This is a genomic window from Dactylosporangium sp. CA-152071, assembly GCF_050936335.1.
In the GTDB taxonomy this organism is placed as follows: domain Bacteria; phylum Actinomycetota; class Actinomycetes; order Mycobacteriales; family Micromonosporaceae; genus Dactylosporangium; species Dactylosporangium maewongense.
In genome coordinates this window covers 4,143,918-4,157,753 of sequence record NZ_JBNJMZ010000002.1, presented here as the reverse complement: position 1 = coordinate 4,157,753, position 13,836 = coordinate 4,143,918, and the positions used below count along the sequence as shown (strand labels likewise).

Here is a 13,836-nt window from a genome sequence, read left to right as displayed (position 1 = left end):
CCGTCGATGCCGGCCGCTACTCGCTCAGCACGACGACCAGGCCGATCAGGCCGGCGATCGTGGCGACGGTACCCATGACGGCGCTGAGCATGTTCAGGCCCTTGCCGGTGCCCAGGTTCGCCTCGAGCTTGGCGACGTGCGGGGCCTTGGGGTCGTAGAGGACGGCGACCGGTGTGCCGGGCCGGAAGCGGGGCGGGTTCGCCCCGACCGGGTCCGTCGCGCGCATCGGGCGGCCTTCGCGGGTGTGGTACTGGAAGACGGGCATCCCCAGCTGGACCCCGCCGGCGGTGACGACGGACTCCCAGCTGACGTCGACGACGACGCCGGGCACGCGGACCGCACGGGCCAGGAACCGCCGGTCGCTGCCCGAGGAGCGGACCCCCTTGACGAGGTGCACCACCCCGACGAGCAGCATCACCACGAACCCCACCATCACCATGTGCGACCATCCTCGGACCGGGCCCCGCTCGACGAGGGCAGCGTGACCCGGGCCGCGTGCAGTTCTCGTGCAAGCGCCTATCGGCGCTGCGGCGGGGTGATCCGGACCCGCTCCTGCTCCGGGCGGCGCTCGATGTCGTCCAGCTGGGCGCTGACCGTGGTGCGCAGCTCGTCGTAGTCGTCGAACGAGTAGTCGCCGAACAGCGTGTAGCCGGCCCACATCAGGTTGGCGCACACCTGCGGCGGCACCTTGCCCGTGGCCGCGCCCATACCGACGAGCGCGACCGACGTGATGCTGCCGGGCTCGGCCGCGTTCTGCATGTGGATCGCCTGGAACGCCGCCGCGCACGCGAGGGCCACGTTGAGCGTCTCGCGGACGTTCTGCACCGACTGCGTCATCGTCGGGGTGGAGATGAGGAACCTGGGGGTGGCGGCGCCGGACGGGACACACACCGCGCTGCCGATCGGCAACGTGCCGGCGAACCCGTCGCGGATGGCCCGCTGCACCCGCAGCTGGATGCCGGCGCCGAGGTGCCGCTTGACGACGGCGTCGACGCCGCCGTCCATCAGGCCCTGCGAGTTGGTCGGGCTGACCCAGGCGTCGACCCGCTGGTTGAGGATCGAACCCTTGACGATCTCGACCTCGGGATTGTCCTGGAACGCCGACCGCCAGGCCTGCACGACCTTGGCGTTGACGTCGCTGAGGATCACCTTGAGCTGCGTGTCGGTGACGCTTTCGGGCATGGCTCGCTCCGATCGGACTTCGGCTGTGGCTTCGGTTTCCGCCGGACCGTACCGGGTGCGCTTCGGCGGAAAAAATGTCAGAGGTCGGTGTTAGTCTCCGGGCGTTTTCGGGGCCTGGCCCCATCGACGGCGACCTGGGGGCATCATGAGCGACGACGAGTTGGGCCTTGCCGAGCTGTTCAGCGGTGGCGGCGAGCCGTGGCTGCCGCTGCTGAAGCCCGTCATCGAGGCGCAGCCGGCCGCGGCCTCGTTCATCGGCCCGGGCCGCAGCCCGAAGGTCGTGCCCGTGCGGGAGCTGACGTTCCAGGCGCTGAAGCCCAACCCTCCGCACAAGTGGAAGGTCGTCGTCTTCGGGCAGAATCCTTACCCGCGGCCGGAGAGCGCCACCGGCATCGCCATGTTCGACAACACGTTCCACGACTGGGACGACAGCCAGTTCGGCAAGGTCATCTCCATCCGCTGCATCATCAAGGCCGCGGCGATGTGGAAGCACGGCATCCCGAAGAAGACCCCGATCGCCGACATCCGCAAGCTGCTGCGCGAGCACGACACCGTGCAGCCGCCCGAGTGGTTCCAGGCGATGCTCACCCAGGGCGTGCTGCTGCTCAACGCGTCGCTGACCGCGAGCAGCGACGGCGCGATGGCCACCGACCAGCACACCGCGTTCTGGCGCCCCGTCGTCGAGCGGCTCGTCGAGGAGATCCTCAAGGCCAAGCAGGACGCCGACGAGCCCGACCGCAGCGTCGTCTTCGCCTGGTGGGGCGCGCACGCCCGCAGCCTGAAGAGCGTCGTGCAGCGCCTCGAGAAGCGCTACCCGGGCGTGCGGGTCCGCCACATCGACCACGCCAACCCGGCCGCCCAGGGCGACATCTTCTGCGACGGCGAGCACTTCGGCACCGTCAACGCGGCGCTCGACGACCTCGGCGCCGACGAGGTCGACTGGCTGCCGAGCAAGGGGTGGAATGCGTCGGCCGCCGCCGCCGACCGCATGGGCGCCTTCATCGCGTCCACAATGGAGCTGCACCAGCTCTACCTGGAGCGGCTCGCCAGCGTCAAGGACGAGGGCCTCGCCCTCCCCGCCATCACCGGCGTCTTCGACACGCCGCTCATGGACTTCCGCGAGGCGATCGCCCCCGCCGCGAAGGTCCTCGCCGGCCTCGACTGGCACGTCGAGCAGTCGCACCAGTTCGGCACGTCCCGCGCCGACACCGACGGCCTGTCCGCCGCCGAGGTCGCCGCCCTGTACCTCTACACCTGCGAGTCCGCCTTCTACCGGCAGATCAACGCGAGCCTGCGCAGCCCCGACCGCTCCCGTGTCGTGCCCTACCTGCCGTATCTGCGCCTGCTGTTCTCCGCCGTCTCCCGCCTGCCCGCCCGCACCGAGCCCCTGTGGCGCGGCGTGTCGATGGACCTGCGCGCGCAGTACCCGGCCGGCCAGACTGTCACCTGGTGGGGCGTCTCCTCATGTACGTCGAAGCTCAGCATCGCCGAGGCGTTCCTGGGCCGCCGCGGCAAGCGCACCCTCTTCGAGGTCCACCCCACCCGCGCTGTCGGCATCCGCCGGTTCTCCGCCTTCACCGGCGAGGAGGAGTTCATCCTGACCCCGGGCACGCAACTCCAGGTGACCGACGTGCACGCGGACCGCGGCGGCCTGTGCACCATCCGCCTGACCGAGCTCCCAGACCAGCACCAGGTCAGCTGACCCCGGGGCCCTCCCGGCCCACGCGACTTGGGCAGCGCCGCCTGGGCCCCCGGCCTGGGCGGCGCGGTGCGGCTTGGGTTGCTGCTCGGGGCAGCGCGGCTTGAGCGGTGCGGCGCGGTCTGGGTGGTGTGGCCTGACCGGTGTCGCCTGGGTGGTGTGGCCTGAGCGGCGTGGCTTGAGCGGGTCCGGCCTGTTTGGTGTGGCCAGGGATGCCGGGCGCATGGTTCGTGTCGCGTCTGCTGCCCCTGGCGCCGCGCTGGGTGAGAGGTTCGCGCCGGAAGAGATTGTCGGCGGCGGGGGTGGTTCGGAACGTGCGGCTGGCGTTCGTCCGGTGTTTCGGAAGGCGTTGGCGGGGTGGCGCAGAGTGGGGCGACGGGCGGATCCAACTCTGGGGAGGGTTCATGGTCACTCGGCGTCAGGTGCTCACCACGACGGCGGTCTCGGCCGGGGCGGTGGTGTTGCCGTTGACGGCGGCGGACCCGGCCGTGGCGCACGGCGGGTCGTTGCCGGGGCATGCTGGGGTGTTCGCGCTGGGGGTGGCGAGCGGCGATCCGCTGCCCGACGGGGTGATCCTGTGGACCCGGCTGCTGCGGGCGGCGGGGCCGCTGGCGGCGCGGCCGGTCAGGGTCGACTGGCAGGTGGCGTCGGACGAGCGGTTCCGTGATGTGGTGCGGTCGGGGCACGCGGTCGCCGTGCCGCAGCTCGGGCATTCGGTGCACGTGGACGCTCGGGGTTTGCGGCCGGGGCGTGAGTACTTCTACCGGTTCCGGGCGCTGGGGGAGCTGAGCCCGGTCGGGCGGACGAAGACCGCGCCGGCGCCGTCGGCGGACCGGGGTGGGCTGCGGTTCGGGATCGTCAACTGCCAGGACTTCCAGAACGGCTACTGGCCGGCCTACGCGGGGCTGGCCGCCGAGGACCTCGACGTGGTGCTGCACCTCGGGGACTACATCTACGAGTACGACCCGCACAGCGCGTACGCGGACCGGCAGCACACGACGCCGGCCACGCCCGGGCTCGACCAGCTGCGGACGCTCGACGACTACCGGGCCCGGCACGCGCAGTACAAGAGCGACCCGCTGCTGCAGGCGGCGCATGCCGCGTTCCCGTGGATCGTGACGTGGGACGACCACGAGACGGAGAACAACTACGCGTCGCTGACGGACGAGATCGACGACACGGGCGGGCAGCACCAGTCGCCGGAGGTGTTCGCGCGGCAGCGGGCGGCGGCGTACCAGGCGTACTACGAGCACATGCCGATCCGGGCGAACCTGAAGCCCGGCAGCGCCGACCTGCGGATCTTCCGCCGGTTCGACTTCGGGCGGCTGGCGCGGATCAACGTGCTCGACACGCGGCAGTACCGCACGGACCAGCCGGGCGGGTTCCCGGGCGACTTCGGGCTGCCTGGGGCGGGGACCGCGAACACGGGCGGGACGCTGACGGGTGAGGACCAGGAGCGGTGGCTGGCCAGGGGGCTGGACCACTCGCCGGCGCGGTGGAACGTGATCGCCCAGCAGGTCATGATGAGCCGCGTCAAGTTCCCGAACCCGACCGGCGGGGTGCCGCCGATCGTGGCGAACCTCGACCAGTGGGACGGGTACGCCCCGCAGCGCGACCGCCTGCTGCGGCACCTCGTCGACGCGAAGGTCGCCAACCCGGTCGTGCTCGCCGGTGACATCCACTCGACCTGGCTCAGCGAACTCAAGCTGGACTTCGACCGGCCCGAGCAGCCGTCGGTGGCGGTCGAGCTGACCGCGACGTCGATCAGCTCCGACTTCCCGATCGCGTTCGACGGGCCGCTCAAGGCGGTCAACCCGACGCTCAACCCGCACGTGCGCTACTTCGACGGTTCGAAGCGTGGCTACCTGCGGTGTGAGCTCAGCCGGTACGGCTGGCGCACCGACGCCCGCACGGTGGACACGATCGCGAGCCGGACGGCGCCGGTGAGCACCAGCGCGTCGTACGTCATCGAGGCCGGCACCTCGACCCTGCAGAAAGCCTGACCCGAAGGTCTGTCCACAAGCGGCGCGTGACCGGGAGGACCGGTCACGCGCCGTGGTAGAAGAAGCCGCCCAGGCCGACGGTGAAGATGAGCAGGCCGTAGGCGGCGTGCTCGACGGAGACCACGAACAGGGAGCGGGTCTGCTGGTAGCGGCGGGCGAACAGCCAGCCGCCCGCCAGGGTCAGCACGACCGCGAGGACGTTGCCGAAGATGATGTGCGCGAAGCCGAACGCGAGCGCGCCGGCGAGCGCTGCGGCGGCCGGTGAGGGGAACAGCGGCGCGTACCGGTGCAGCAGGAACGCCCGGTAGAGCAGCTCCTGCGGGTAGACGGAGGCGAGCGGGTAGAACACGACGATCGCGGCCCACAGCAGCGGCCGCTCGCGGGGCAGGTCGAACAGCCGGTCCGGGGCGAGCCACGCGACCAGGCCGGTCATCGCCACGGCGGTGGCGCACCAGAGCGCCAGCATCGGCCGCCAGACGTCGCGGGCCGGCAGCGCGCCTGGGCGCCACAGGTCGCGGCGGTCGAAGCCGGGCTGCCGCCGCAGGTGGAGCACGGCGACGACGGCGAGCAGCAGCAGGACGGGGATCGGGCCGCCGGGCGGTGCCGCCACGGCGTACACCGCGATGAGCACGAAGAACACGAGCCCGAACTCGGCGGCGAGCCGGACCCGCATCAGGCGGCGCCGGGCGCGCGGCGGACGCTCCAGTCGAAGGTGCCCTGGCACACCACGACGCCGGTCTCGTCGGTGATGTCGGCGGTGGTGGCGATCCGGACCCGGTTGGCGACGCCGATGAACACCTCGGCGAGGGTCTCACGGGCGTCCGGGTCGAGCCGGCAGGTGGCGGTCAGGTGCCCGCGGGCCGGCGCGAGGAAGCGCATGGTCGCGGCGGCGCCGAGCGGGACGACGCCCTGGACCGCGTCGGGGGTCGGGCACGCGGAGATGATCGCGGCGAGCCCGGCCGCGTCGGCGAGGGTGACGAGGCCGCTGGAGTGCAGCGAGCCGATGACGTTGGCGAGGGCCGGCGGCGCCGTCACCGTGACCACGCCGACGCCGTTGACGGCGCGCACGACCTCGAGTCCCACGGTGCGGTGCGCCGGGATGGGGTCCAGCAGCGACCTGGCCAGCGCGGTGGCGTCCATTCCGCGACGGTGCGACGTCAAGATGACGGCCGTGTCACGCCCGCACCACGGCCGGGTGACGGTCAGCAGGCCGTGTCGCGCGGGAACGGCCAGAACCGGATCGCGGCCTCGATCAAGGTGGCGCTGGTGGGGTGCAGCTCGAACGCGACCACCCGGCCGGACACCGGTCGCGTGGCGCAGAGCGGTTCGGCGGTGGCGACCGTCCAGCCGTTCGCGGCCAGCAGGTCGGCGTGCCGGGCGCGAACGTCGGCCCAGCCGGTGCCGGCGGCGAGGGTGCGCTCGACCGTCACGGACCCGCGCGTCTCCTCGCCGGGGTCGCACGGGTTGCTCCGGTGCCGGGCGGTGATCTCGGTGCCCGGCACGTCGGCGGTCAGGACCGGGTCGCCGGCGAGCAGGTCGAGCAGCTCCGGCGGCGCCGTCCGGCAGCCGCCCCCGGGCGTGCCGATGGGGACCGCGCAGGCGGCACACAGGACGGCCAGCACGATCAGCCGGCGACCCATGGACTGACCCCCATCTTGCCCGTGTTGCCGGGATCGGTCGACAGCGTCAGCGTGTGCCGCGCCTGCCCCGGCGCGGCCGCCACGGAGATGTACTCGCCCTTGGCGACGGTCGCCGCGTCGGTGGTGAGGTTGCGCCACACCAGGACCGCGACGGCGGTCCCGCCGGGCGGCACGTCGAGGCGCTTCGGCCGGACGCCGTCGTAGCGCTCGATCGTCGCCACGTTGGCGGTGCCGTCGAGGACCGCGACGTCGAGCGGCCGCTGCTCGGCGTCGAGGACGGCGATGTCGGGGTAGCCGTTCAGGGTGTACACGGTCGTGCCGCAGTTGCGCAGCGTCACCCCGACCGCGCGCAGCCCCATCGCCGCGTCGACCTCCCCGACGGACAGCGCCACCCCGGCGGCGTCGCACGTCGGTGCGGGTGCCGGCACCGGCGTCGGCGTCAGGGAGGGCGACGCCGACCTGATCGCCGGGATCGACACGTCGGGCCGGGCCGCGGGCGGGTGGGCCGGCGTCGTGCCGCACCCGGCCAGCGCCGCCACCGCCACCGCCACCGTCGTCAGCCGTCGTGCGCTCATCCCGCCGATCATGCCGTACCGCCGCGACCACCGCCGACCCGCGCCGGTCCCTGCACAAGGCCCTCACAAGGCCCTCACAAAAGCCCTTGCGCCGGCCCTTGCGCCGGCATGGAACGATCCAGCCCGTGACCGACGACGACCTCTTCAGCCGCCACGACGCGGCATCAGCCCTGGTCCCCGCAGTGTTCGGCGACGGCGACGCGGCGAAGGCCCGCGCCCGCGTCCGGGCGCTCCTGGAGGCGCTCGGCGCCGAGATCAAGGGCGACCTGCCGCGGCCACAAGACGGCCCGCCGTACCTCCTCGTCGTGCACACCAGCGACTACAACTACGAGAGCACGGTCTACGCGGTGCCGGACGACGCGGTCCCGCCGGCCGTGCGCGAGGCGCTGCGGGTGGTGCCGGAGTGCTTCGCCGCCCCCGACGACGCGTACCTGGCGTGCTGGGGCGGCATCCTGCGGCTCCTGGCGGTGTGGGGGCTCGATGGCCTCACCGCGGCCGCGTTCCACGACGTGATGGTCGAGGACTTCGGCGCCGCGCACGGGCACCGCGACCTGCCGGACCTGGCGGAGATCACCGCGCTCGGCGGCGCCTGGCGGGCGCACGAGGTGGCCCGCCTCGACCAGGGCGGCACGACCGTCGTCGACGCGTCGGCGCCATGGCTCGGGCACCGCTACCGGGAGCTGTACCTGTTCCGCCAGAGCATGTGAGTCACCGGCCGTTCGAGGAAGCGTCGGCGGCCACGCTCACGGCCGACCGGACGAACGCCGCCACGGCCGGTGAACGGGAGTCCCGCGGCCACGCCACCACCAGGGTGTTGGGCTTGAGGTCGTCGACGGTTCGGTACGCGATCTCGGGCCGGGGATGCCGGCGGGCCACCGACGCCGGCGGGAACCACACCATGCCGCCCAGCGCGACCAGGTTGAAGATCTGCGCCAGATCCAGTCTGGGCCCGGCGGGCGCGCCCTGCCCGCCGGGCGCGCCTGGTGCGCAGCGAGCCGGCTGGTCGCCGCCGAGGTCGGCCGGCGCGCCGTCGGGCAGGACCCGGCCGGCCTCCTCGGCCGCGGCGTGTCGGAGCCGATGGCCCAGGCGATGGTCGACATGTTCCTCGCCAAGGACGCCGGCCTCGACAACGCCGAACCCCGCACCCCCGCCACCACCCCGACCACCTTCCGCCAGTGGTGCGAGGAGGTCCTGAAGCCTGCCCTGGAGAGCTGAGCGGTCCCAGGGCGGTCACTGGGCGGCGGCGGTGGCCGGGGCGTGCGCGAGGACGGCGGCCGCCGCGACGGTGGCGGTGACGGCGGTGACGGCGACCGGCGCCCAGCCGGTGCGGACGTCGTCGCCGAAGAGCAGGACGCCGGCGGCGGAGGGGACGATGACCTCGACGATCCAGAGCAGGGCGGTGACGGGCCCGACCTGGCCGTGTTCGAGGGCGTGGGCGTACAGGAGCATGCCCGTCACCCCGAAGACGGCCAGGGCCCACACGAGCGGCTCCAACAGGAACGCGCCGGAGAAGCCGACGGCCCGGGCGCAGAGGGCGGCGCCGCCGAAGGCGAGCCCGGCGACGGCGCCGGCGAGGTTCGGGGCGCCGTGCCGGGCGGCGGCCCAGCCGGCGAGGGCGACGGGGACCGTGGCCAGGGCCAGGGCGAGCCGGATGGCGGTGGGCGGCGCCGCCGGGGCCTGCGGGCCGGCCGCGGCCGCGAGGGCGGCGAGGGCCACGACGGTGACCGCGACCGCCGCCACGTCCCGCCCGCGGAGGCGGGCCTTGAGCATGACCCGGGCCGCGACGACCGTGACGGCGAGCGAACCGGCGAGGACCGCCTGCACCTGGTACACCGGCAGCACCCGCAACGCGGCGAGGGACAGCAGCCAGGAGACGAGGTCCAGGCAGATGCCGGTCAGGTAGGCCGGGGCGCGCAGGGTCTGCAGCATGCCCGGGGAGCGCCGGGCGCCGGAGGCCTGCAGCACCGACGCGACGCCGTAGCCGAAGGCCGCGGCGAGCGCCAGGAGCAGGCTCATGAGCGGTTGAGCAGACGGCCGATCACGGGCAGCTCGGAGACGCCTTCCGCGCCGGCGACCGCGACGCCCTGCGCGGCCAGCTCGGTGCCGCTGAGCAGCAGGTACCGGGGGCGCCACAGCGGCTGGTACTTGTCGTTGAAGTGCCACAGCGACTCGATCTGCATGCTGCCGGAGAAACGGTGCAGCAGCCGGCGCTGCAGGTCGTTGAGGTGCCCCTCGCCGCGCTCGCCGGCCAGCACCTGGCGCATGACGGCGAAGTTGAGGCCGAGGCCCCACGAGCCCAGCGAGCGGAGCCGCTCGATGGTCTCGACGATGATGAAGTCGGTGAGGCCGTTTGGCAGGTCGGGGTCGGTGCCACGGCGCATCACGTCCAGGGACCAGCCGGCGATGTCGGCGGCCGGGATCCAGTGGCAGAAGCCGGCCGCACGGCCGTCGGGGCCGTAGGCGACGGCGAGGAGCAGCCCGGTGTCCCGGGGGTCGAACAGCCGCGACAGCGTCATCGAGAAGCCGCGCTCGACGTCGCCGCGGCGGCTCTGCGTCATCAGCGCCCGCAGCTCCTCGCGCAGGCCGTCGGGGAGCGCGGCGGGGTCGTGGAAGCGGACGGTGAAGCCGGCCCGGCGGACCCGGTTGCAGGCGCTGCGCAGCCCCTTCATCGCCCGCCCGTCGAGGGTGAACGCGCCGCAGTCGACGATCGCCTCGTCGCCCAGGTAGACGGGGCGCAGGCCGGCGCAGCGGTAGACCGGCAGCCAGCCCTCGGCGGCGCCGACGACGCTCACCGGCCAGCCGTGCCCGTCGGCGAACGCCGTGAACTCCGCCCACGCCGCCGTCCACTGCTCGGGCGGCCCGATCGGGTCGGGGGAGACGAGGCACACGCCGTCGCGGACCGCGTAGGCGACGACGCAGTCGCCGGTGAAGAACCACGACTTGTCGTCGCGCAGCGCGAAGTAGGCGAGCGTGTCGCCGCCGTGCTCGGCCACGATCCGGCGGGCCCGCTCCAGGTCCGCCCGGTGCTCCGCGACGCTCGGCGGCCGGTGCAGCCGGGGTTGCACGAGCAGCCACCCCACCAGCAGGAGCAGGCTGAGCCCGGCCGCGTACAGGGCGGGCGCCAGCAACGGCACGGCCGCCGGCAGCGGCACGACCCGGTCGCCGACGAGCCGGTCGGCGACGGCGCGGGCGGTCAGCCCGGCGTCGTGCCCGTGCCCGGCGCGGCCCCGCTCACCGGCGGCGAGGACCAGCGCGGCCGACACCGCCCCGACGAGCAGCCCGCCGGCGAGCAGCGCCACCGTGGCCCGCCGGACCTGCTGGCTCCCGGGCCGGGACGGGAACGCGCCCCGGTGCCACACCAGCCACCCGGCGACCACCGCGGCGAGGGCCGCCTCCTCGACGTCGATGCCCTTCACCACGTGCAGGACCGCGGTCGCCGCGAGCAGCAGCACGGTGGCCGTCCAGGCGAGCCGCCGCCCGCGCCGCAGGCCCCAGGCGAGCAGCAGCAGCGCGGTGCCGGAGAAGACGACCGTTGCCGCCGCCGCCTGCGGTACCTCCACCGGCAGCCGCTCCAGGAGCGCCGCGAGCCGCCCCCGCAGGGGTGTCGTCAGCGCCGACACCAGGCTCAGCGCCGCGACGGCGGCGACCGCCCACGCGGCCGCGCGCCGGGTCCGCTGGTCCCTGACCCGCCGGTCGAGCCCGGTGTGGTGCAGCGGCCAGCCCGCCGCGCCCGGCAGGCTCGCCACCACCCTCGGCGTGCCCGGCGGCACGCCGGTGGCGGGCCGGCGGCGGGCGGCGAGCCGCTCGAGGCGGGCCTGCCCGCCGCCGTCGGACTCGCCGACGACCAGGTCGACCTGGATGTCGCGCCCGGCGGTCACCTCGACCCAGGAGCGGCGCAGGACCGGGGCGAAGACCGGCGGCAGGAACCACCGGGCCGGCCGGGCCTCGACGCACCGCACGCCGCAGCCGCTGTTGGCGTAGAACCCGCCGGGGACCGCGGCCAGCTCCGGCTGGTGGGTGTGGTTGGTGACGAGCCCGGCGAGCCCGTCGGCGCACAGCGACGCCGCGACCGCCCGCGGCGTGCCGTTGAGGTGCATGCCGCGGGGACCGAGCCGGCTGCCGGCCATGGCCGTGTAGAGGACCCGGGACGTCAGGACGGCGAGCAGCACCAGCAGCGCCGCCTGCGCGATCAGTCCCGCGCCGGCCAGCGCCGTCCATCTGGGCAGCCGACCCAGCACGCTGGAGCGCGTCAGCAGCTCCGGCACGCGCAGCAGCACCGCCGCGAGCAGCGGCAGCAGCAGCCACCAGGCACGCGGGCCGAGCCTGCGGTACACGAGCCGCGACGCGACGTACTGCCCGATGGCGTTGGGGTCGGCGATCGCGGTGAGGTCCGCGAGCAGCGGGGTGTGCCGGACCTCGGGCAGCACCTCCTGCACGATGTGCTGCCCGAGGGGCGAGTCGAGCGGGTTGCGCGGGTCGCGCAGCGCGTTGGCGGGGTCGTAGGCGTGGCCGTGCTCGACCCGCACGACCCTGCGCCCGGCGGGCGTCTCGACGTCCAGCTCCACGGCCAGGGCGCAGCGGGCGCCGGCCTGCCGGGCGAACGTCTTCGCGGACACGCCGTCCCAGGCGATCGCCGCGTCGTGGTTGCCGACGACCACGACCACGTGCCGGCCGGGCGCCGCCGCGAACGCCCGCAGGGCCCCGGTCAGCCGCGGGTGCGCGTTCAGGGCGGCCTCGACGGTGCCGCCGGGCTCGCCCCACAGCTCGATCACGTCGCCGTTGAGCACGACCGCGCCCGGGCCGTCACCCCATCCGTCGAGACGGTCCGCGAGGTCGCGTTCGATCTGGGCGGACGCGTCGGTCGGGTGCGGCGCGAGGTGCAGGTCGCCGCAGACGAGCGCCTTCGCCCCCGGCGGCAGCGGCACCGTGATCAGGTCCGGCACCGCATCCTCGGCCGCCTCGACATCCTCGGCCGCCTCGACGAACTCCGCGCCGGCCGGCTCGTCGTCGGACCCCTGATCAGGCGACTCGTCAGCGTCGGGCTCGGCGGCGTCGGGCTCGGCGGCGTCGGGCTCGGCGGCGGTCACGCCGGCAGAGTCAGGCAGGCGACCCGGGGCCCGGCGTCGCCGGCCTGCCCGTCAGCGGTCTTCGTCGCCGTCGCGTGGATGACCAGGGACCTCGGCGCCGGGTCGAACGTCCACGGGTGGGTGGCGACCGCCGACCCCCGGCCGTCGGCGCGGGTCGTCACGTCGAGCCACACCTCGTTCTGCGGGTTCGCGTACGAGGGGTCGGCCTTCATCGGGGCGGCCGGGGTCTCCGGCGGCGTCACCGGCGGCGACGCCGTCTGCGGCGGCGACACCGGCCCGGGCGGCGACGGCGCGTTGGGCTGCGTGGCCGGCGGGTGCCGGTGCTGGAAGTGCGGCCCGGCGGCGTCGGGTGTCGCGCCGCACGGGTTCGTGTGCAGGTGGACGCCGTAGGTGCGGTTCGGCAGCAGCCCGGCGACGGTGAACCAGACCCGGCTGTCCGACGACGTCTCGGTGATGCTGAGGGTGGCGACCGCCCCGTCCGGGACGAGCGCCGGGTCGTACGTGATGGCGGTCGCGCCCGGCGTGTAGGGGGCGAACGTGCCGGTCGCCGACGACACCCGCGGCGACGGGGCCGGCGCGGCGCCGCCGGCGGAGCTGGTGCACCCGCCCGCGAGGGCGACGCACACGAACGGCAGGATCTTGGTGACGCTGTGCATGGCCCCAGCGTCGTCCGGGCCGGGGTGCCGGATATGCCAACTGCGCCCGTTTCACCCCATCAGTCAGTATTGGCCGGGAGGCGTACCTCCACGGGCGGACCGCCACCTCGCCGGTCGGTGGCGGTCACGATGCCCGGGTGCCCCCCGTGATCGAGCGGACGATGGGCCGGGGACTACTTGACGGCCATCGCGCCGTACATGGAGACCTCGGCGGGCGTCGGGTGCCCGGCGGCGTCGGGGCGCCACTCGCTGATCGGCACGATGCCCGGCTCGACCAGCCGCAGCCCGTCGAAGAACCGCGCGAACGTGTCCCGGTCCCGCGGCCAGGCATCCACCAGGCCCCGCGCGAGGAGCTGGTCGTACATGGCGGCGACGGGCGGCTCGACGAAGTCCTTCGTGGAGTTCGTCGCGACGATGTAGCTGCCCGCCGGGACGGCCGCGAGCAGCTCCGTCACGACCTTCCGCGCGTGCTCGTCGTCGCGGATGAAGTGCAGCACCGCGTACAGCAGGATCCCCACCGGCTCGCCGAGGTCGAGCGTCGCGGCCAGCTCGGGCGCGCCGAGGATCGCGGCCGGTTCGTTGAGGTCCGCGTCGACGTAGTTGGTGACGCCCTCCGCGGAGCCGATCAGCAGCGCGCGGGCGTGGGCGAGCACCATCGGGTCGTTGTCGACGTAGACGACCCGGGTCTCCGGCGCGATCGCCTGCGCGACCTCGTGCGTGTTGTGCGGCGCGGGCAGGCCGGTGCCGATGTCCAGGAACTGCCGGATCCCGGCCTCGCGGGCGAGGAAGCGGATCGTGCGGTTGTGGAACGCGCGGCCCTCCTGCGCGGCGGTGCGGATCGCGGGGTACGCGCCGGCGATCCGGTCGCCGGAGTCCCGGTCGACCTGGAAGTGGTCCTTGCCGCCGAGCCAGTAGTTCCACCGGCGAGCGGGCGACACGGCGCCGGCGTCGAGGCGCGGGTCGGGCTGTGGCTGGTCGGGGTGCACGGTGGGAG

The 13,836-nt window shown here is 74.3% G+C and carries 15 protein-coding genes; 4 read left to right on the top strand and 11 right to left on the bottom strand.

Going from position 1 to position 13,836, the window contains the following annotated elements; translation table 11 throughout:
- Window positions 1-16 precede the first annotated feature (16 nt).
- Both ACQEVZ_RS58480 and ACQEVZ_RS58475 read right to left on the bottom strand, forming a co-directional pair.
- On the bottom strand, window positions 17-439 hold the full coding sequence (locus ACQEVZ_RS58480; RefSeq protein WP_433385401.1) for a DUF3592 domain-containing protein: 423 nt from the start codon (window positions 437-439) through the stop codon (window positions 17-19).
- Between the two features lie 77 nt (window positions 440-516).
- Window positions 517-1,182: a macro domain-containing protein gene (locus ACQEVZ_RS58475; RefSeq protein ID WP_433385398.1), complete on the bottom strand. Its 666-nt coding sequence runs from the start codon at window positions 1,180-1,182 to the stop codon at window positions 517-519.
- A gap of 145 nt (window positions 1,183-1,327) precedes the next feature.
- Between ACQEVZ_RS58475 and ACQEVZ_RS58470 the strand changes: the two genes are divergently transcribed.
- A complete protein-coding gene (locus ACQEVZ_RS58470) occupies window positions 1,328-2,884 on the top strand; it encodes an ADP-ribosyltransferase domain-containing protein (protein ID WP_433385395.1) in 1,557 nt (518 codons plus the stop codon).
- Window positions 2,885-3,285: 401 nt separating this feature from the next.
- Entirely contained in the window at window positions 3,286-4,884 is a 1,599-nt protein-coding gene (locus ACQEVZ_RS58465) for an alkaline phosphatase D family protein (protein WP_433385392.1), read from the top strand.
- A gap of 43 nt (window positions 4,885-4,927) precedes the next feature.
- Here the strand turns inward: ACQEVZ_RS58465 and ACQEVZ_RS58460 are convergent, their stop codons facing one another.
- The 4 genes from ACQEVZ_RS58460 to ACQEVZ_RS58445 all read right to left on the bottom strand — a co-directional run bounded on the left by ACQEVZ_RS58460 (window position 4,928) and on the right by ACQEVZ_RS58445 (window position 7,099).
- A complete protein-coding gene (locus tag ACQEVZ_RS58460) occupies window positions 4,928-5,557 on the bottom strand; it encodes a CPBP family glutamic-type intramembrane protease (RefSeq protein ID WP_433385389.1) in 630 nt (209 codons plus the stop codon).
- A complete protein-coding gene (locus tag ACQEVZ_RS58455) occupies window positions 5,557-6,024 on the bottom strand; it encodes a PaaI family thioesterase (protein WP_344504494.1) in 468 nt (155 codons plus the stop codon). Before ACQEVZ_RS58455 ends, ACQEVZ_RS58460 begins: the two co-directional genes overlap by 1 nt.
- A 62-nt stretch (window positions 6,025-6,086) precedes the next feature.
- Window positions 6,087-6,524 (bottom strand): hypothetical protein, encoded by a 438-nt coding sequence (locus ACQEVZ_RS58450; protein WP_433385385.1) that lies wholly within the window; start codon window positions 6,522-6,524, stop codon window positions 6,087-6,089.
- Window positions 6,509-7,099, bottom strand: coding sequence for a DUF4232 domain-containing protein (locus ACQEVZ_RS58445; protein WP_433385382.1), 591 nt, complete (start codon window positions 7,097-7,099; stop codon window positions 6,509-6,511). The genes ACQEVZ_RS58450 and ACQEVZ_RS58445 overlap by 16 nt, the downstream gene beginning before the upstream one ends.
- A 125-nt stretch (window positions 7,100-7,224) precedes the next feature.
- Here ACQEVZ_RS58445 and ACQEVZ_RS58440 point away from each other — a divergent pair, with 125 nt between their 5' ends.
- Entirely contained in the window at window positions 7,225-7,806 is a 582-nt protein-coding gene (locus ACQEVZ_RS58440; RefSeq protein WP_433385379.1) for a hypothetical protein, read from the top strand.
- Between the two features lies 1 nt (window position 7,807).
- Here ACQEVZ_RS58440 and ACQEVZ_RS58435 read toward each other — a convergent pair whose 3' ends face one another.
- Complete coding sequence (locus ACQEVZ_RS58435; protein WP_433385376.1) at window positions 7,808-7,999, bottom strand: hypothetical protein; 192 nt, start codon at window positions 7,997-7,999, stop codon at window positions 7,808-7,810.
- A gap of 165 nt (window positions 8,000-8,164) precedes the next feature.
- On the opposite strand from ACQEVZ_RS58435, the gene ACQEVZ_RS58430 reads away from it, so the two are divergent.
- Window positions 8,165-8,314 carry a hypothetical protein gene (locus ACQEVZ_RS58430; protein ID WP_433385373.1) on the top strand — a complete coding sequence of 50 codons (150 nt, stop codon included), beginning with the start codon at window positions 8,165-8,167 and terminating at the stop codon, window positions 8,312-8,314.
- A gap of 15 nt (window positions 8,315-8,329) precedes the next feature.
- Here the strand turns inward: ACQEVZ_RS58430 and ACQEVZ_RS58425 are convergent, their stop codons facing one another.
- The 4 genes from ACQEVZ_RS58425 to ACQEVZ_RS58410 all read right to left on the bottom strand — a co-directional run bounded on the left by ACQEVZ_RS58425 (window position 8,330) and on the right by ACQEVZ_RS58410 (window position 13,828).
- Window positions 8,330-9,115, bottom strand: a complete 786-nt coding sequence (locus ACQEVZ_RS58425) for a hypothetical protein (protein WP_354904283.1) — start codon at window positions 9,113-9,115, stop codon at window positions 8,330-8,332.
- Complete coding sequence (locus ACQEVZ_RS58420) at window positions 9,112-12,186, bottom strand: phosphatidylglycerol lysyltransferase domain-containing protein (protein WP_433385369.1); 3,075 nt, start codon at window positions 12,184-12,186, stop codon at window positions 9,112-9,114. Before ACQEVZ_RS58420 ends, ACQEVZ_RS58425 begins: the two co-directional genes overlap by 4 nt.
- The gene (locus ACQEVZ_RS58415) at window positions 12,183-12,842 is read right to left on the bottom strand and encodes a hypothetical protein (protein ID WP_433385366.1); all 660 of its coding nucleotides are present in this window, start codon (window positions 12,840-12,842) and stop codon (window positions 12,183-12,185) included. The genes ACQEVZ_RS58420 and ACQEVZ_RS58415 overlap by 4 nt, the downstream gene beginning before the upstream one ends.
- A 173-nt stretch (window positions 12,843-13,015) precedes the next feature.
- Entirely contained in the window at window positions 13,016-13,828 is an 813-nt protein-coding gene (locus tag ACQEVZ_RS58410; protein ID WP_433385363.1) for an SAM-dependent methyltransferase, read from the bottom strand.
- Between the last annotated feature and the right edge of the window lie 8 nt (window positions 13,829-13,836).